This window comes from Bacteroides sp. 1001136B_160425_E2 (genome assembly GCF_015559655.1).
Classification (GTDB): domain Bacteria; phylum Bacteroidota; class Bacteroidia; order Bacteroidales; family Bacteroidaceae; genus Bacteroides; species Bacteroides luhongzhouii.
In genome coordinates, this window is sequence record NZ_JADMQH010000006.1 from 260,190 (window position 1) to 278,190 (window position 18,001).

Genomic DNA, 18,001 nt, shown 5'->3' on the forward strand with positions numbered 1-18,001 from the left:
CCCCGATATACGAAAGTTTTTAGAAAGAAAGTTTTATCATGACCGGGACGACAATCCACTAAACTTTAAAATTCAAAAATAAAAAGATAAAAACGATAAATATAATATGGAAAGATAGATAACATCGGCAAAAAAGAGCTTGATATTTGTTATACCTTATATATATAATGCAAATACACCGTTTTTATGGCACGCCATTTGTAGATATAAGAAATAAAGCAAATATTGCAATACAAACTTGATTAATGCGTATATTTGCCAGTGAATAACCCTTAGAAGAAAAGGAAAAGTATGAATAATCAATTCTCACAAAGAGTTTCCGACATTATCGTCTATAGTAAGGAAGAAGCGAATCGGTTGAGAAGTAGGTATATAGGCCCTGAGCACCTGCTTCTGGGAATCCTCCGTGACGGTGAAGGAAAAGCTATCGAGATATTGTCTAAACTCAACACCAATCTAGCTGCTATAAAGCAACAGATTGAAGCTCAGCTGAAGGCAGAAGCTGATGATATGTTATTGCCCGATGCAGAGATACCGTTATCTAATGATGCGGCAAAGATATTAAAAATGTGTATTTTAGAAGCTCGTGGAATGAAAAGTAACATTGCTGATACAGAACATGTATTATTGGCTATTTTAAGAGAAAAAAACAATATGGCAGCTTCCGTACTTGAAGCAAACGATATAAATTATGTGAAAGTACTGGAGCAAGCTACATTGCAACCAGACATAAACTCTGGCATGGGTTTTACGGAAGACGATGATGATGACGAAGAAATGTCTTCTCCTCGTTCCGGCAGAGGTGGTTCGGACGAACGCCAACAGGCACAAACCGCTTCTAAGAAGCCGTCTAATGACACGCCGGTACTTGACAATTTCGGTACTGACATGACAAAAGCGGCAGAAGAAGGACGCTTGGATCCCGTTGTCGGCAGAGAGAGAGAAATCGAACGTTTAGCGCAGATCTTAAGCCGCCGCAAAAAGAATAATCCGATTTTGATTGGTGAGCCTGGTGTAGGAAAATCAGCGATTGTTGAAGGTCTTGCATTAAGAATCATTCAGAAAAAGGTTTCGCGGATTCTGTTTGATAAACGAGTTGTTGCTCTTGATATGACCGCTGTTGTAGCAGGAACCAAATATCGCGGACAATTTGAAGAACGTATTCGTTCCATTCTCAATGAATTACAAAAAAATCCGAATGTAATATTATTCATTGATGAAATCCACACGATTGTAGGCGCAGGCTCTGCGGCAGGCTCTATGGATGCTGCCAATATGCTAAAACCAGCATTGGCAAGAGGAGAAATACAATGTATTGGTGCTACCACTCTTGATGAATACCGTAAGAACATTGAGAAAGATGGTGCTTTGGAACGTCGTTTCCAAAAAGTAATAGTAGAACCGACTACTGCTGCGGAAACTTTGCAGATTTTGCGTAATATCAAAGATAAATATGAAGATCACCACAATGTTTATTATACGGATGAAGCATTGGAAGCATGTGTCAAGCTGACAGACCGCTATATCACAGATCGTAATTTCCCTGATAAAGCTATTGACGCTTTAGATGAAGCCGGTTCACGCGTGCATCTTACCAATGTCAATGTGCCTAAAGAGATAGAAGAACAAGAAAAACTGATCGAAGAGGCCAAAAGCAAAAAAAACGAAGCTGTGAAATCGCAGAATTTCGAACTTGCCGCTAGCTTCCGTGATAAGGAGAAAGAGCTTTCTATCCAATTGGATGAAATGAAAAAAGAATGGGAAGCCAACCTGAAAGAAAACAGGCAAACTGTTGACGCAGAAGAAATTGCCAATGTTATCTCAATGATGTCAGGCATTCCGGTACAACGGATGGCACAGGCTGAAGGTATCAAGCTCGCAGGTATGAAAGAAGATTTGCAAGCTAAAGTCATCGCACAAGATACAGCGATAGAAAAGCTGGTTAAAGCTATTCTGCGAAGCCGTGTAGGCCTAAAAGACCCTAATAAGCCAATTGGCACATTTATGTTCTTAGGCCCGACAGGAGTTGGTAAAACTCACTTAGCAAAAGAGTTAGCCAAATATATGTTTGGTTCTGCTGATGCACTGATTCGTATAGATATGAGTGAATATATGGAGAAGTTCACTGTTTCACGCTTGGTCGGAGCACCTCCGGGATACGTAGGATATGAAGAAGGTGGTCAGTTGACAGAAAAAGTACGCCGTAAACCATATTCAATTGTATTGCTTGATGAGATAGAAAAAGCACATCCGGATGTATTCAATATCTTGCTTCAGGTAATGGATGAGGGGCGTTTGACTGACAGTTATGGCAGAATGGTAGATTTCAAAAATACCGTTATTATCATGACTTCCAATATAGGAACCCGTCAGCTGAAAGACTTTGGACGCGGTGTTGGTTTTGCGACACAAAACCGCCTGGATGATAAAGAATTCTCGCGAAGTGTAATACAGAAAGCTCTAAATAAATCATTCGCGCCCGAATTCATCAATCGTGTAGATGAAATAATCACGTTTGATCAACTTTCTCTGGAAGCGATAACAAAGATTATAGACATAGAGCTGAAAGGATTGTATGATAGAATAGAATCTATTGGTTACAAGCTTGTTATTGAAGATAAAGCGAAAGAATTTATCGCAGGTAAGGGATATGACGTACAATATGGCGCCCGTCCTTTGAAGCGAGCAATTCAAACTTATCTGGAGGATGGTTTATCCGAACTCATCATTTCCTCCTCTTTAAAGGAGGGAGATACTATTCAAGTATCTCTTAATAAAGAAAAAGGTGAATTGGAGATGAAAGTTGTCACTCCGGAATAAGATTATTTCCTGAATAAGAAAATAAAATAATATGCCATAATGTCAGACCTTCGGGTCTGGCATTTTTTTTGTCTCTATCTGAACAAACATCAATTAAAATTAATCAATAGATAAACTAAAAAATATACGTATTATGCAAAAAGGTAATATTGGGGTTACAACAGAGAACATTTTCCCTATCATTAAAAAGTTCTTGTACAGTGACCATGAAATTTTTCTGCGCGAATTAGTATCCAATGCAGTAGACGCCACTCAGAAGCTGAATACGCTTGCTTCTATTGGCGAATTCAAGGGTGAACTGGGTGATTTAACCGTTCACGTTGAATTGGGCAAAGATACCATTACTATTTCCGACCGTGGTATCGGTTTAACTGCAGAGGAAATTGAAAAGTACATCAATCAAATAGCCTTTTCAGGAGCTAACGACTTCTTGGAGAAATATAAGAATGACGCAAATGCCATTATCGGACATTTCGGACTTGGCTTCTACTCTGCTTTTATGGTTGCAAAGAAAGTAGAAATTATTACTAAATCATACAGAGACGGTGCACAAGCCGTCAAATGGACCTGCGATGGTAGCCCTGAATTCACTATTGAAGAAATAGAAAAAGCTGATCGTGGATCAGACATCATCTTATACATTGATGATGACTGCAAAGAATTCCTCGAAGAAGCACGTATTTCCGAACTTCTGAAAAAATATTGCAGCTTCCTTCCTGTTCCTATTGCATTTGGGAAAAAGAAAGAGTGGAAAGACGGCAAGCAGGTAGAAACAGCCGAAGATAATATAATCAATGATACCACTCCTTTATGGACACGTAAACCTAGCGAACTTTCGGATGAAGATTACAAATCATTCTATAGCAAGCTATATCCGATGTCTGATGAACCACTATTCTGGATTCACCTGAATGTTGATTATCCATTCCATTTGACCGGTATCCTCTATTTCCCGAAGGTAAAAAGCAATATTGAATTAAATAAGAATAAGATTCAGTTATATTGCAACCAGGTATATGTTACAGATTCGGTTGAAGGTATTGTGCCGGACTTCCTGACTTTGTTACATGGCGTAATTGATTCTCCGGATATTCCGTTGAACGTTTCCCGTTCGTATTTGCAAAGCGACTCGAACGTTAAGAAGATTTCAACATATATCACAAAGAAAGTATCCGACCGTTTGCAGTCTATATTCAAGAATGATCGTAAGCAGTTTGAGGAAAAGTGGAACGATTTAAAAATATTTATCAATTATGGAATGCTAACGCAAGAGGATTTCTATGATAAAGCACAAAAATTTGCCCTTTTCACCGATACAAATGACAAGCATTATACATTTGAAGAGTATCAAACCCTTATTAAAGATAATCAGACAGATAAAGATGGAAACCTAATCTATCTGTATGCAAATAACAAAGATGAGCAATATAGTTATATTGAAGCTGCCACCAACAAAGGATACAATGTTCTGCTCATGGATGGCCAGTTGGATGTAGCTATGGTGAGCATGCTAGAACAAAAACTTGAAAAATCTCGTTTCACTCGTGTAGACAGTGATGTTGTTGACAATCTTATTGTAAAAGAAGATAAGAAAGGTGAAACGTTGGAAGCCAATAAACAGGATGCAATCACAACAGCCTTCAAGAGTCAATTGCCTAAAATGGATAAAGTTGAATTCAATGTCATGACACAGGCATTAGGAGAAAATTCAGCTCCAGTCATGATTACTCAAAGCGAATATATGCGTCGTATGAAAGAAATGGCGAATATTCAGGCTGGAATGAGTTTCTATGGCGAAATGCCTGATATGTTTAATCTCATTCTGAATTCAGACCATAAGTTGATAAAACAGGTATTGAATGAAGAAGAAAGCGCTTGCCAAGCAGAAGTAGCTCCGATACTTTCTGAAATGGATAATGTCAACAAACAACGTAATGAGTTGAAGGACAAACAAAAAGATAAGAAAGAAGAAGAAATCCCCACATCAGAAAAAGATGAACTAAACAATCTGGACAAGAAATGGGATGATCTGAAAAGCAAGAAAGAAGCTATCTTTATCGGCTACGCAAGCAATAATAAAGTTATCCGCCAGCTGATCGATTTGGCTTTATTGCAAAACAATATGCTAAGAGGTGAAGCTTTGAATAACTTCGTAAAACGTAGCATAGAATTGATTTAATATCGCCCCTTTAAACATTACACATACTTCAAGAAAGAGCATTCAACGTTAAATACACGTTGTAATGCTCTTTTTCAATTTAAAACGATCGGTAAAATATCGATTAATTGAAAAGTATTGTATATATTTGAACACTTAATAGACAAAAAATTCAATTGTTTGATTTGGGTTATGAGAAAGATTTTTTTAGTGTTAATTACTTTATGGCTGATTATTCCGGCTATCCATGCCCAAAAAGTAGGACTTGTATTAAGCGGTGGTGGCGCCAAAGGGATGACGCACATCGGTATCATTCGCGCTTTAGAAGAAAACAACATTCCTATTGATTACATTGCAGGCACTTCCATGGGAGCCATTATCGGTTCTTTATATGCCATGGGATACTCTCCTGACGACATGGTAGAACTTCTCAAGTCGGAAGACTTTAAACGATGGTATTCCGGAGAAGTGGAAGAAAAATATGTATATCACTTCAAAAAGAATCTTCCCACTCCCGAATTTTTCAATATTCGTTTTTCATTCAAAGACTCACTGAAAAGTTTGAAACCTCAATTCCTGCCTACCAGTGTTGTCAATCCGATTCAGATGAATCTCGTTTTTGTAGACCTGTACGCACGTGCCACAGCTGCTTGTAAGGGAGATTTTGATAAACTTTTTGTTCCTTTCCGTTGCATTGCGTCCGATGTATATAACAAAAAACAATTAGTCATGAAGGAAGGAGATTTAGGAGATGCTGTAAGAGCTTCCATGAGTTTCCCATTCATGTTTAAGCCTATTGAAATAGACAATGTATTAGCCTATGACGGAGGTATTTATAATAATTTTCCTACAGATGTCATGAGAGATGATTTTCATCCGGATGTCATCATAGGAAGCGTCGTGTCAACCAATCCCACTAAACCCAAAGAAAATGACCTCATGAGTCAAATTGAGAATATGGTGATGCAGAAAACCGACTATTCCATTCCGGATTCTATGGGGATTTTAATGACGTTTAAATATGACAATGTCAATCTAATGGATTTTCAACGCATTGACGAATTACATGATATAGGATATAATCGAACCATCAGTATGATGGATTCAATCAAAAGTCGTATCCATCGGCGTGTAAATCTGGACAATATACGTTTAAGAAGAATGGTATACCGGAGTAATTACCCGGAACTACGCTTTAAAAATATCATCATTGACGGAGCTAATCCACAACAACAAGTATATATTAAAAGAGAATTTCATAAATCAGATAACAAAGAATTCACTTATGAGGATTTAAAACAAGGTTATTTCCGATTGTTATCTGATAAAATGATTTCCGAAATTATACCACATGCAATTTATAATCCGGAAGACGACACCTACGATCTACATTTAAAGGTGAAATTAGAAAATAATTTTGCTGTGCGGTTGGGAGGAAATATATCCACTTCCAACTCCAATCAGATCTATCTGGGGCTTAGCTATCAGGATTTAAACTACTATGCCAAAGAGTTTATCCTCGACGGGCAACTCGGAAAAGTATATAATAACGTGCAGTTTATGGCAAAGATTGACTTCGCCACTGCTATTCCTACCTCATACCGCCTTATAGGCTCAATCAGTACTTTCGACTATTTCAAGAAAGACAAACTTTTCTCGCGAAATAATAAACCCGCCTTTAATCAGAAAGACGAACGTTTCTTAAAATTGCAGGTCGGATTACCTTTCCTTTCGAGTAAACGAGCAGAGTTTGGGGTCGGAATAGCCAAAATAGAAGATAAATATTTTCAAAAAAGTGTGATTGACTTTGGAAATGACAAATTTGACAAAAGTCGCTATGATTTATTCGGTGGATCAATCAGCTTTAATGGAAGTACCCTAAATTCTAAACAATACCCCACACGTGGATACAGAGAAGCTCTTGTTGCCCAGATATTCGTTGGAAAAGAACGATTCTACCCTGGCGAAGGAAGTACCACCGCCAACAATAATAAAGACCATCACTCATGGCTGCAATTATCATACATGAAAGAAAAATATCATAATATGAGTGAACATTGGGTTTTAGGGTGGTATTTGAAGGCATTATATGCCTCTAAAAACTTTTCCGAGAACTATACGGCCACAATGATGCAGGCTGGAGAGTTTTCTCCCACACTACACAGTAAATTGACCTACAACGAAGCCTTTCGTGCCAATCAATTTGTAGGAGCTGGTATTCGGCCTATTTACCGTTTAAACCAAATATTCCATCTTCGGGGAGAATTTTATGGTTTTATGCCCATTTATCCAATCGAAAGAAACTCGTTGAATAAAGCATATTATGGAAAAGCTTTCTCCAAGTTTGAATATTTAGGAGAAATTTCTGTTGTATGTCAATTACCTTTTGGAGACATCTCTGCATATGTAAATCATTATAGCTCACCGAAAAGGGAGTGGAATGTCGGACTGAGTATAGGTTGGCAATTATTCAATTATCGGTTCATAGAATAATTTTCTACAAAAAAAGTCGTTGAAAAGCTTGCTAGTTCGGGAAAAGTCCGTATCTTTGCACCCGTTAAAACAAAATAATGGCCGCGTAGCTCAACTGAATAGAGTAGCTGACTACGGATCAGCCGGTTACAGGTTTGAATCCTGTCGCGGTCACTTTTTTGAATTAACAGAATGGCCGCGTAGCTCAACTGAATAGAGTAGCTGACTACGGATCAGCCGGTTACAGGTTTGAATCCTGTCGCGGTCACTTTTTCTTGAATTAACAAAATGGTCGCGTAGCTCAACTGAATAGAGTAGCTGACTACGGATCAGCCGGTTACAGGTTTGAATCCTGTCGCGATCACTAAATCCTCTGCATTTTATGTGGAGGATTTTACTTTTCACCCCATTTCATCGAAGAAATCAACCATTATGGCTCAGCCTGAAAACATGCCATTAGTTGATGCCCTAAGTTTATTCGGGCCAATCCCGCCCCCTTAATAACAATTGAAAAAGCATAGCTTTAGCCTATCTAAAGCTATGCTTTTCTATGTCTAAAGCGCCGCTTTACAGAGCAAAAACACATGGTTAGAGTATTCAGAAGAAAGGTGAAGGGGAATAAAAAATCATAGGCTGATTTAAAATAAATATCCCAATGATTGAGTTCAATCATTGGGATATTTATTTTAAACACTTCGATGTTTATTATGAACTAGCCAAGAGCCCATCTTTTTTCAGCATTTAATATTCAATTCATTCAAAACCTTGCGTATTGCCTCAAATGTAGTAATACGAGTAGGAACCAGTGGCAAACGAAGCTTATTCTCAATCATCCCCATAGCATTTAACATTGATTTTACGCCTGCCGGATTTCCATCGACAAATAACAGATTAAATAATTCCGTAAATCGATGGTGAATGGTCAACGCATTGGCAAAATCTCCTTGAAGCGCCAAACGTGTCATGCGACTAAATTCACGAGGAAAAGCATTACCAATTACCGAAATCACACCAACAGCTCCCAATGTTATGAGAGGAAAGGTAATACCATCATCTCCAGAGATTACATTAAAGTTTTCCGGTTTATTTTTAATAATATCATCCATTTGCGTGATATTGCCGGATGCTTCTTTAATAGCAACTACGTTATTGAAATCACGGGCAATCCGCAACGTAGTTTCAGCAGTCATATTTACACCCGTACGTCCCGGAACATTATATAATACGATGGGGAGCTCCGTAGCTTCCGCAATCGCTTTATAATGCTGATAAATACCTTCCTGAGAAGGTTTATTATAATACGGCACCACAGACAATATAGCATCAACCCCTGTAAAATCATCGTTTTTCAATGTTTCTACAATAGCGCGAGTATTATTACCACCTACACCTAACAGAATAGGAATTCTTCCGTTGACGCGGTCAATTACCATCTTTTTTATAGTTTTCTTTTCTTCCTCGGTCAGAGTCGGTGTTTCAGCTGTAGTTCCCAGCACACACAAGAAATCCGCATTATTCTGCAATAGATAGTCCACCATACGCATCAACGCGTCATAGTCAACGCTCTCATCCTCTTTGAAAGGAGTAATCAGTGCTACCCCCATTCCTTTCAATTTAGTCTGTATCATGAGTTTTAATTATAATCTCTAATTTATTTAGCCGCAAAAGTACGAATATTTTTCTTATCTTACGATATAAGTTTCAGAAATTCGTCTTCACTTAATATGGTTATTCCCAGTTTTTTTGCTTTTTCGAGCTTCGCAGGTCCCATATTATCCCCGGCCAGTATAAAACTTGTTTTTGCGGAAATACTCCCAACATTTTTCCCTCCGTTTTTCTCGATAAGCTCCTTATATTCGTCACGTGAGTGATGGATAAACACACCGCTAATAACAATAGACTGTCCTGCCAACTTATCAGTGTATTCACTCAAATCTTCCTCTGTGCGGTAAAGTTGCAGTCCAGCCTCCTTTAGTCTATTAACTAACTCACGATTAGACGCATTAGCAAAATAAGCAAGTATACTTTGAGCTATTTTTTCTCCGATTTCATCGATACTGACCAATTTCTCAAGATCTGCCTGCTGTAAATCATCGATATTCTCAAACGACTTCGCAATCTTTTTGGCCACAGTCTCACCAACAAAGCGGATTCCCAAAGCAAAGATTACACGCTCGAAAGGAACTGTTTTACTTTGCGCAATTCCCGTTACGATATTCTCTGCCGATTTTTCACCCATACGATCCAAACCTTTTATATCGTCAGCTGTAAGTTTATATAAGTCGGCCGTATTTTCAATTAACCCCAATCGATAGAACAGATCCACCGTTTCCGGCCCTAATCCATCAATATTCATAGCCTTTCGGCTAATAAAATGCTCTATTTTGCCTTTGATTTGAGGAGGACACGCTGTTTCATTCGGGCAATAATGAGCGGCTTCTCCTTCATATCTGACTAATTTACTGCCACATTCAGGACAATTAACAATAAACCGGACCTTCTCACCAAGCATAAAACTACGCGCATCTTTATCCACCCCTGTAATCTTAGGAATAATTTCACCGCCTTTTTCCACATAAACCATGTCTCCAATATGCAAATCAAGTCCCTCAATAATATCCGCATTATGCAAGGACGCACGTTTTACAACTGTTCCTGAAAGCTGCACAGGATCCAAATTAGCTACCGGCGTGACAGCTCCGGTTCTTCCTACCTGATAAGTCACCTTATTCAAACGGGTTAACGCACGCTCTGCCTGGAATTTATAAGCAATAGCCCATCGAGGAGACTTAGCCGTAAAGCCCAGATTCTTCTGCTGCCTCAAACTGTTCACCTTTAGAACAATCCCATCTGTGGCAACCGGTAGATTTTTACGCTCTACATCCCAATAATTGATAAATTCAAAAACCTCCTCTAACGTCTGACACTTACGCGTCAAATCAGAGATTTTAAAGCCCCATTTTGCCGCTTCCTGAAGATTTTCATAATGTCCGTCACAAGGCAGGTTATCACCCAGCAAATAATATAAATAGGCATCCAGTTTGCGGGAAGCCACAATAGAAGAATTCTGCAATTTCAGTGTGCCGGAAGCCGCATTTCTCGGATTGGCAAAAAGCGGCTCTTCACGTGCTTCTTTCTCTCGATTCAGCCCTTCAAACACTTCCCATGGCATAAGAATTTCTCCACGTATCTCAAAAGAGGCAGGATAATTATCACCATGCAATACAAGCGGAATAGAACGGATCGTTTTCACATTATCCGTCACATCATCCCCCTTTTCTCCATCACCACGGGTGACGGCACGAACCAACTTTCCATCTTCATAAGTCAGTGAAATAGAAGTACCGTCATATTTCATTTCACAACAAATCTCGAAATCCTCATTCAATGCCTTACGGACACGGTCGTAGAAGTCCGTCACTTCCGCTTCCGAGTATGTATTTGCCAGTGACAACATAGGATATTTATGAGCCACTTGCGTGAAATTCTTGTTTAAATCACTACCTACACGCATCGTAGGCGAATTTTCATCTTTATATTCTGGATGTGCCTGTTCCAAATCCTGAAGTTCACGCATCTTGTCGTCAAACTCTTTGTCCGAGATTTCAGGAGCATTCAACACATAATAATTATAATTATGCCGATGAAGTTCGGCACGCAATTCCTCTATTTTTTCCTTTATATCCATATTTCTTCGATTGTTTAAGGCAAAAATACATGTTTATCTTTGAATATTTGTACTTTTGCGAAAAATTAAAAGATTATGCGTATTGATATTATAACAGTTTTACCCGAAATGATTGAAGGTTTCTTCAATTGTTCTATCATGAAACGAGCTCAAGACAAAGGACTTGCAGAAATACATATTCACAATCTGCGTGATTATACCGAAGATAAATATCGCCGTGTCGATGATTATCCCTTTGGAGGGTTTGCCGGAATGGTTATGAAAATAGAGCCCATCGAACGTTGCATCAATACCTTAAAGGCAGAACGCAACTACGATGAGGTCATTTTCACGACCCCTGACGGAGAACAATTCAAACAGCCAATGGCAAACAGCCTCTCGTTGGCACAGAATCTCATTATTCTTTGCGGACATTTCAAAGGTATTGATTACCGCATCCGCGAACACCTGATTACTAAAGAAATCAGCATTGGAGATTACGTATTAACAGGAGGAGAACTGGCAGCCGCGGTAATAGCGGACGCTATCGTACGTATCATCCCTGGAGTCATTTCTGATGAACAGTCCGCACTTTCCGATTCTTTCCAGGACAATTTGCTGGCAGCACCCGTATATACGCGACCAGCGGATTATAAAGGATGGAAAGTTCCCGAGATTCTATTATCCGGTCATGAAGCAAAAATCAAAGAATGGGAACTACAACAATCCCTAGAACGTACCAGAAAACTTCGTCCCGACTTATTGGGAGAGTAAAATAGAGTGTAAATAAAAACGACGGTGAAGATTATGTAAATCCTCACCGTCGTTTTTATTTTGCCTTCAGTTTAAAAATCTTGCTTATTGCTAATATCTTCAAACACTAATTTATTTTTCATCTGCTATTTTCAACCCATTTATTCTTCCTTTATTCAAAAGGCAAATAGCATTTTTCTTGCAGATACAGTGCGAATGGTTATTGTATGTTTTCAATTATACCTCAAGCGCACCTATAATTTCCTTTACTGACTTACACCCGTGTCTTTCCAGGTAATTATTTATACCATCTTCCACCTTAATCGTAACAGCAGGATCTATAAAATTTGCCGTACCAATCTGGATAGCTGTCGCACCTGCAAGCATGAATTCGACAGCATCCCTCCAGTCCATAATACCTCCCAAACCAATGACAGGAATATTTACCGCTTTAGCAACTTGCCACACCATACGTAATGCGATAGGTTTTACGGCAGCTCCCGACATTCCTCCTGTTATCGTTGATAAAATAGGGCGTTTACGTTCCGCATCAATTGCCATACCCAGCAATGTATTGATTAATGACACGCTATCTGCACCACTTTCTTCTGCTGCGCGAGCTATTTCGGTGATATCCGTAACGTTTGGAGAGAGTTTTACGATAAGTGTCTTTTTGTAAGCAGAACGCACTGCTTTCACTACTTCTGATGCTCCCTTTGCTGACACACCAAAAGCCATACCTCCTTGCTTCACATTGGGACAAGAGATGTTTAGTTCTATAGCAGGAATTTTGTCAAGTTCATTAATGATTTCAGCTGTTTTTACATAATCTTCGATAGCAGACCCCGAAACGTTTACAATCATATTCGTTTGAATGTCTTTTATACGGGGATATATATGCTCTACAAAGTAGTCAACACCCTTATTTTGCAGTCCTACAGCGTTTAACATCCCCGAAGGAGTCTCTGCCATACGTGGATAAGGATTCCCTTCACGTTTGTGAAGAGTCGTTCCTTTTACAATAATACCACCTATTCGCGCTATATCAATAAAATCAGAGAACTCTTCACCATATCCAAATGTACCGGATGCTGTCATTACCGGGTTCTTCATTTGTAATTCACCAATATTTACACTCAAATCTGCCATAGTAATTTATTTATATTAAAAACAGGACCTTCCTTACATACACACAAGTGACCTTCTGTCGTATTTTCCACACAGCACAAGCATGCTCCGATACCACAAGCCATTGTATTTTCCAAAGAAACTTCACATTCTATTTGATTACTTTTGGCATATTTTGCCACAGCCACCATCATTGGTTTAGGACCACAAGTGTAAATCTGCTCAAATCGTACCTTATTTAATATAGAATGTTGAGTTACGTATCCCTTTTCGCCATGGCTACCATCTTCCGTAGTAGTATATACCTCTCCATATTTGACAAACTCTTCCAGCTGCAACAAATCTTTGTCGCTACGGGCACCTAACAGGAACGTAGGTTTGTGGCCTTTTTTAGCCAATTGCTCACCTAAATACAACATGGGAGCTGTTCCGACACCTCCACCAACTAATAAGAGCTTATCAGAAGCCTCCTGAGGCATTGTGTATGCATTTCCCAGCGGAAGCACCACGTTAATTGTATCACCGGAATTAGCCTCTGCCAGACATCTTGTTCCATCACCAACCAGCTGGATCAGAAACCAGACCTCATTTCGCTGTTTATCTACAAAATTAATAGAAATAGGACGACGCAAGAATGTAGTAGGCGAACCGTCCACCCGGATTTCCGCAAACTGCCCAGGTAACATTTCGGGCAGTAATGACTGAGACGTCAATTTTAGCAATACATAGTTTGCATTCAATCTGATATTCTCGGTCACTGTCAGATCTAAAATAAATTTCTTCATGTATGGATATAAAAGTATAAATTCGTATTCCGGGTACAAAGATACAGGAAATTGCTCAAACCACCGATTTTACTCTTTATTTTTCAGGCCTAAACGTCTCATAGGTATTATCATCGAAAAATATTCTTATTTCTGTGATTTTCCTAGCAGGCTTTTCTATATACCTAATCTCTTGTTTTACAATCTCTTTAGGGGCATTTTCAGCGTTTCTTAATGGCATTTCCTTGCGATTTTCCAGAATAGCCGGCTCATTGGACGAATTTATGAGATTCTCATCGAATAAAGAAGGCAGATAATCGCTATTAGAAGAAGAAAAAGAAGTCTCTTCATGAGATACCATCATTTCGCCCTTTCCATAAAGCAACCATTCAAGATTTACATAGTCATACTTTTGATGAACCTTCATTACGACCTCTAAACTGGGTTTATTCCGATCATTTAAAATATGAGAGAGAGTAGATTGTTGTACTCCGATTGTTTCAGCAAAAACTCTAGGAGGAACTTTTTCTCTTTCCATTATCATTCTGATTCTGTCTTTTATTTCCATACTACCTTCTTTTTATTACAATTGTATGTGCTATGCAGCTAATTCACAAAAATACGTGTCATATCATTGATAATACAAAGGTAAATATTTATATTCACAAAAGCAAATTACAAATATAAAAATACAGATATTACAAAAGTATATCATGTAATACAAATCGAATATCACGTTTGTAACTCAAATAAAAAGAGTAAATATAGACATATATCTTTAATTAAACAATTAGACATAAAATACAGATATATAGAGATATAAGCATTATAGTTATAAATCAGACGCCATTATTCACAAATATACATGCCACTTAAAAGAGGCTTTTATAGTACAAATTGACACAACAACACATATCACACTGATTTACAATTAAATAAATACATAATCCTTATTTGTTAATAGCTATATAACTACATTTATATATGGAATATTAGTCTTGTAATCGCTTGAATATACTTTTGTGAACATCCAATATTTATCACACTTGTATAATATTCACATTAATACTTTACACATCGGTAACAGATATAATATACAAAAGTAAATATTGATAGTTGCAAAAGCAATAAAAGGAAGGAATCAACTTCATGCTTTACCAATGTATATTGCTATTTTTATCTAATCATCCTTTACAATTTTCTCTAAAAAGCAAATCCTTGCGATATTTCTGTACCAATCTCCAGTTATTTATTTTTTTTCGATTCTAGAAGGCCTATTTTTCACATAAATAAATGATATACAATAATTTAACCTCAATAAAGTGAATTTGCATTTCTATTAAACTAGAAAAAAATCATTCTGTAACAATCAAATGTAACCTGAACTATCAAAATGACATTAATGGCCAGCTTTAGAAAAAGAGAAAATCTCCATTCTCACTATAAAACGGTAGCATCAAAATCCAAAATGCTTTTTTGATAAAACTCAAGGATCAGTAAACTTTTCTCATTAGAAAACTCAAGCTTCAGTTTTAATGAAAATGCTTTTTTTGAAGATAGGATAATATAAAATAAAAAAAACTGTTTGTGTGATTAGCCAAACAGTAACTCTATAAAACGATGAAAGAACTAAATCTATTTGTAAAATAATCACAGAAAATAGTGGGAGTCCTTTTGAAGAAAAGTATAATTATGGGAATGTAAAAAAGACATATACTCCCCATTTCTATCTATGGTAAAAGTATATGTCTGATATTATATGTAATTCTTAATTCGATTTAATGCAAAATTTTAAACACCAGCTCGCGAAGAATATCCCCATCTGTCATAGAACTGTTTTGAACTCCTTTAGATTTTGCATCAGCATATCGTATTTCTCCAACAATTTGCATCGTCTTTACTCCACTATATTTTCGCATTGCTACCATATAATCCCGAGCCTGCCACGGAGTTCTTAATCCTAGCATATTTGCAATTCCCTGCTCTGATTTATCCGGTGCATAATAAGCCAACATCAAGTTGGAGTAAAAGCCAAATAATAGAGAAAGCGTCATTTGGATCGGATTCGTTTTCGGATTTTCCTCAAAATATTTTATTATTTTGTTCGCTTTCAATATATCCTTTTCCACTAAAGCACTGCGCAATTCGAAGTTATTATAATCTTTGCTTATGCCGATATTCTTTTCTATTTGTTCAGGAGTAACACGTTTCTGTCCGGCAGGTAAAGTGATAATCAACTTTTCAAGTTCTCCGGTCAGACGACTTAAATCCGAGCCTACAAAATCAGCAAGCATAGAAGTAGCCTTTGGCTCCATATCAACCCCTTTTCGTTTCATATATGAAGCGATAAAACCGGGTAGTTGCGCATCTTTGATTTTTTTAGACTCAAACAATACACCTGTTTTTTCCACCTCGGCAGCTAACTTCTTTCTACGATCTAACGTTCCATGCTTATGGCATATCACTAAGATAGTGGAAAGCAAAGGTTTTTGAAGATAATATGACAACTCCTCCATATTGCGCACGGCTTGCGCTTCCTTAACTACTACTACTTGATGTTCCGACATCATGGGATAACGCTTTGCGGCATTTATAATCGTTGCCACATCCACGTCAGCACCATACACAACAGTCAGGTTGAATTCTTTTTCCGTTTCGCTCAACACATTATCCGTTATGTAATCTGCAATCAAGTCGATATAATACGACTCTTCTCCCATCAGGTAATAGACAGGGCGATACTGCTTTGCTTTCAATTCCTTGAGGATGTCATCACAGGTCAATTCTTGTTTTGCCATATATATTTTTTCAGAAAGACCGGATTACCAGTCGAATTTCAAGTGTTTAACAGTTTTCTTTTCATCAATAATCATACGCAGAGAAGCAATGCCAATTTCAACATGCTCTTCTACATAATTTCTGGTAACCAAATTATCGCTTTTATCCGTTTTCACTCCGTCTGGAGTCATTGGCTGATCGGATACCAATAATAATGCACCGGTAGGAATATGATTGGCAAAGCCACAACTAAACAGAGTTGCAGTTTCCATATCGACTGCCATAGCCCGTGTCTTTGTCAGATATTCTTTGAACGCATCATCATGTTCCCAAATACGACGGTTGGTGGTATATACAGTACCGGTCCAATAGTCGCGGCCTTTGTCACGGATGGAAGAAGAAACGGCACGCTGCAACATAAATGCAGGCAACGCAGGAACTTCAGGAGGAAAATAATCATTGGAAGTTCCCTCCCCACGGATAGCCGCAATAGGAAGAATCAAATCACCAAGCTGATTTTTCTTGTCGATACCACCACATTTTCCGAGGAATAAACATGCTTTGGGACGAATAGCACCCAGCAAGTCCATGATGATAGCTGCGTTGGGACTTCCCATACCGAAGTTAATCATTGTGATGCCTTCGGCAGAAGCAGAAATCATATTTGCGTCCCTTCCTAAAATAGGAACATTAAATTGATTTGCGAAAATCTCGACGTACTTGTTGAAGTTAGTCAACAGAATATACTCTCCAAAATCCTCCAGGTTACGTTTTGTGTAACGCGGCAGCCAATTAGCTACGATTTCTTCTTTTGTTTTCATAATTATCTATTAAATTTGTGCTCCCAATAATGGGAACCATTATTTAACTTACAAAAATAATAAATGTTATCGTTAAACCTACCAGTATTCGACACTAAAATAAACGTACGAAACGGAAAAAATGTAATTTTCGATGTTATTCGTAAACGATATGTCGCCCTTACCCCTGAAGAATGGGTACGGCAACACTTTGTTCACTTTCTTATTGCACACAAAGGATATCCGACTGCGCTTCTTGCCAATGAAGTAATGGTTAAGTTGAACGGTACTACCAAACGATGTGATACAGTACTTTACCGGAGGGATTTATCAGCCCGGATGATTGTAGAATATAAAGCACCACATATTGAAATAACGCAGGCCGTTTTCGACCAGATCACCCGGTATAATATGGTACTGAAAGTAGATTATCTGATTGTCAGCAATGGAATGCAACATTATTGCTGCCGTATGGATTATGAACATCAGAGTTATACGTTCCTACAGGATATTCCTGATTACCATTCTTTATAAAATAATCCGCTGCATTCGCCTTAAAAAAACAGACTTGCCAACAAGAATAAAATAGCGTCACTATCCCCTCAAGATAGTGACGCTATTTGCCTACTATGGTGACGCCATCCCGAACAGATAGCGTCAC

The 18,001-nt window shown here is 38.1% G+C and carries 12 protein-coding genes and 3 tRNA genes; 8 read left to right on the plus strand and 7 right to left on the minus strand.

Annotation, left to right across the window (positions count from 1 at the left end; all coding sequences use genetic code 11):
- Nucleotides 1–291: 291 nt before the first annotated feature.
- The 6 genes from I2I04_RS08130 (at nt 292) to I2I04_RS08155 (ending at nt 7,814) form a co-directional block, all read left to right on the plus strand.
- Entirely contained in the window at nt 292–2,820 is a 2,529-nt protein-coding gene (locus tag I2I04_RS08130; protein WP_195654756.1) for an ATP-dependent Clp protease ATP-binding subunit, read from the plus strand.
- A 133-nt stretch (nt 2,821–2,953) separates the two neighbouring features.
- A complete protein-coding gene (htpG, locus tag I2I04_RS08135) occupies nt 2,954–4,999 on the plus strand; it encodes a molecular chaperone HtpG (RefSeq protein ID WP_008640245.1) in 2,046 nt (681 codons plus the stop codon).
- Nucleotides 5,000–5,170: 171 nt separating this feature from the next.
- Nucleotides 5,171–7,471: a patatin-like phospholipase family protein gene (locus I2I04_RS08140; RefSeq protein ID WP_195654757.1), complete on the plus strand. Its 2,301-nt coding sequence runs from the start codon at nt 5,171–5,173 to the stop codon at nt 7,469–7,471.
- 79 nt (nt 7,472–7,550) lie between these two features.
- Nucleotides 7,551–7,624: transfer RNA gene (locus I2I04_RS08145), tRNA-Arg, on the plus strand.
- Nucleotides 7,625–7,644: 20 nt separating this feature from the next.
- A tRNA-Arg gene (locus I2I04_RS08150) sits at nt 7,645–7,718 on the plus strand.
- 22 nt (nt 7,719–7,740) lie between these two features.
- Nucleotides 7,741–7,814 (plus strand) — tRNA-Arg (locus I2I04_RS08155).
- Between the two features lie 370 nt (nt 7,815–8,184).
- Here I2I04_RS08155 and dapA read toward each other — a convergent pair.
- Both dapA and ligA read right to left on the minus strand, forming a co-directional pair.
- A complete protein-coding gene (gene dapA, locus I2I04_RS08160; RefSeq protein WP_004312921.1) occupies nt 8,185–9,078 on the minus strand; it encodes a 4-hydroxy-tetrahydrodipicolinate synthase in 894 nt (297 codons plus the stop codon).
- Nucleotides 9,079–9,137: 59 nt separating this feature from the next.
- Nucleotides 9,138–11,138, minus strand: coding sequence for an NAD-dependent DNA ligase LigA (gene ligA, locus I2I04_RS08165; protein ID WP_195654758.1), 2,001 nt, complete (start codon nt 11,136–11,138; stop codon nt 9,138–9,140).
- Nucleotides 11,139–11,213: 75 nt separating this feature from the next.
- Here ligA and trmD point away from each other — a divergent pair, with 75 nt between their 5' ends.
- Complete coding sequence (gene trmD, locus I2I04_RS08170) at nt 11,214–11,891, plus strand: tRNA (guanosine(37)-N1)-methyltransferase TrmD (RefSeq protein ID WP_143258503.1); 678 nt, start codon at nt 11,214–11,216, stop codon at nt 11,889–11,891.
- A gap of 216 nt (nt 11,892–12,107) precedes the next feature.
- Here trmD and I2I04_RS08175 read toward each other — a convergent pair whose 3' ends face one another.
- From I2I04_RS08175 to I2I04_RS08195, 5 genes are all read right to left on the minus strand, one after another.
- Nucleotides 12,108–13,019 carry a dihydroorotate dehydrogenase gene (locus tag I2I04_RS08175; protein WP_195472785.1) on the minus strand — a complete coding sequence of 304 codons (912 nt, stop codon included), beginning with the start codon at nt 13,017–13,019 and terminating at the stop codon, nt 12,108–12,110.
- Nucleotides 13,007–13,783 (minus strand): dihydroorotate dehydrogenase electron transfer subunit, encoded by a 777-nt coding sequence (locus tag I2I04_RS08180; RefSeq protein WP_143258505.1) that lies wholly within the window; start codon nt 13,781–13,783, stop codon nt 13,007–13,009. The genes I2I04_RS08175 and I2I04_RS08180 overlap by 13 nt, the downstream gene beginning before the upstream one ends.
- A 76-nt stretch (nt 13,784–13,859) precedes the next feature.
- Entirely contained in the window at nt 13,860–14,330 is a 471-nt protein-coding gene (locus I2I04_RS08185; RefSeq protein ID WP_195654759.1) for a helix-turn-helix domain-containing protein, read from the minus strand.
- A gap of 1,210 nt (nt 14,331–15,540) precedes the next feature.
- A complete protein-coding gene (gene holA, locus I2I04_RS08190) occupies nt 15,541–16,560 on the minus strand; it encodes a DNA polymerase III subunit delta (protein WP_143258507.1) in 1,020 nt (339 codons plus the stop codon).
- A 24-nt stretch (nt 16,561–16,584) separates the two neighbouring features.
- Nucleotides 16,585–17,361, minus strand: coding sequence for an AMP nucleosidase (locus I2I04_RS08195; RefSeq protein ID WP_004312914.1), 777 nt, complete (start codon nt 17,359–17,361; stop codon nt 16,585–16,587).
- Nucleotides 17,362–17,424: 63 nt separating this feature from the next.
- On the opposite strand from I2I04_RS08195, the gene I2I04_RS08200 reads away from it, so the two are divergent.
- The gene (locus I2I04_RS08200; protein ID WP_143258508.1) at nt 17,425–17,874 is read left to right on the plus strand and encodes a type I restriction enzyme HsdR N-terminal domain-containing protein; all 450 of its coding nucleotides are present in this window, start codon (nt 17,425–17,427) and stop codon (nt 17,872–17,874) included.
- Nucleotides 17,875–18,001 lie beyond the last annotated feature (127 nt).

Excerpts from the sequence above, each read along its gene's own strand:
- I2I04_RS08180 (WP_143258505.1), bottom strand. The coding sequence starts at position 13,783 with ATGAAGAAATTTATTTTAGATCTGACAGTGACCGAGAATATCAGATTG.
- I2I04_RS08130 (WP_195654756.1), top strand. The coding sequence starts at position 292 with ATGAATAATCAATTCTCACAAAGAGTTTCCGACATTATCGTCTATAGT.
- I2I04_RS08200 (WP_143258508.1), top strand. The coding sequence starts at position 17,425 with ATGTTATCGTTAAACCTACCAGTATTCGACACTAAAATAAACGTACGA.
- holA (WP_143258507.1), bottom strand. The coding sequence starts at position 16,560 with ATGGCAAAACAAGAATTGACCTGTGATGACATCCTCAAGGAATTGAAA.
- trmD (WP_143258503.1), top strand. The coding sequence starts at position 11,214 with ATGCGTATTGATATTATAACAGTTTTACCCGAAATGATTGAAGGTTTC.
- I2I04_RS08175 (WP_195472785.1), bottom strand. The coding sequence starts at position 13,019 with ATGGCAGATTTGAGTGTAAATATTGGTGAATTACAAATGAAGAACCCG.
- ligA (WP_195654758.1), bottom strand. The coding sequence starts at position 11,138 with ATGGATATAAAGGAAAAAATAGAGGAATTGCGTGCCGAACTTCATCGG.
- I2I04_RS08195 (WP_004312914.1), bottom strand. The coding sequence starts at position 17,361 with ATGAAAACAAAAGAAGAAATCGTAGCTAATTGGCTGCCGCGTTACACA.
- I2I04_RS08185 (WP_195654759.1), bottom strand. The coding sequence starts at position 14,330 with ATGGAAATAAAAGACAGAATCAGAATGATAATGGAAAGAGAAAAAGTT.
- I2I04_RS08140 (WP_195654757.1), top strand. The coding sequence starts at position 5,171 with ATGAGAAAGATTTTTTTAGTGTTAATTACTTTATGGCTGATTATTCCG.
- dapA (WP_004312921.1), bottom strand. The coding sequence starts at position 9,078 with ATGATACAGACTAAATTGAAAGGAATGGGGGTAGCACTGATTACTCCT.
- htpG (WP_008640245.1), top strand. The coding sequence starts at position 2,954 with ATGCAAAAAGGTAATATTGGGGTTACAACAGAGAACATTTTCCCTATC.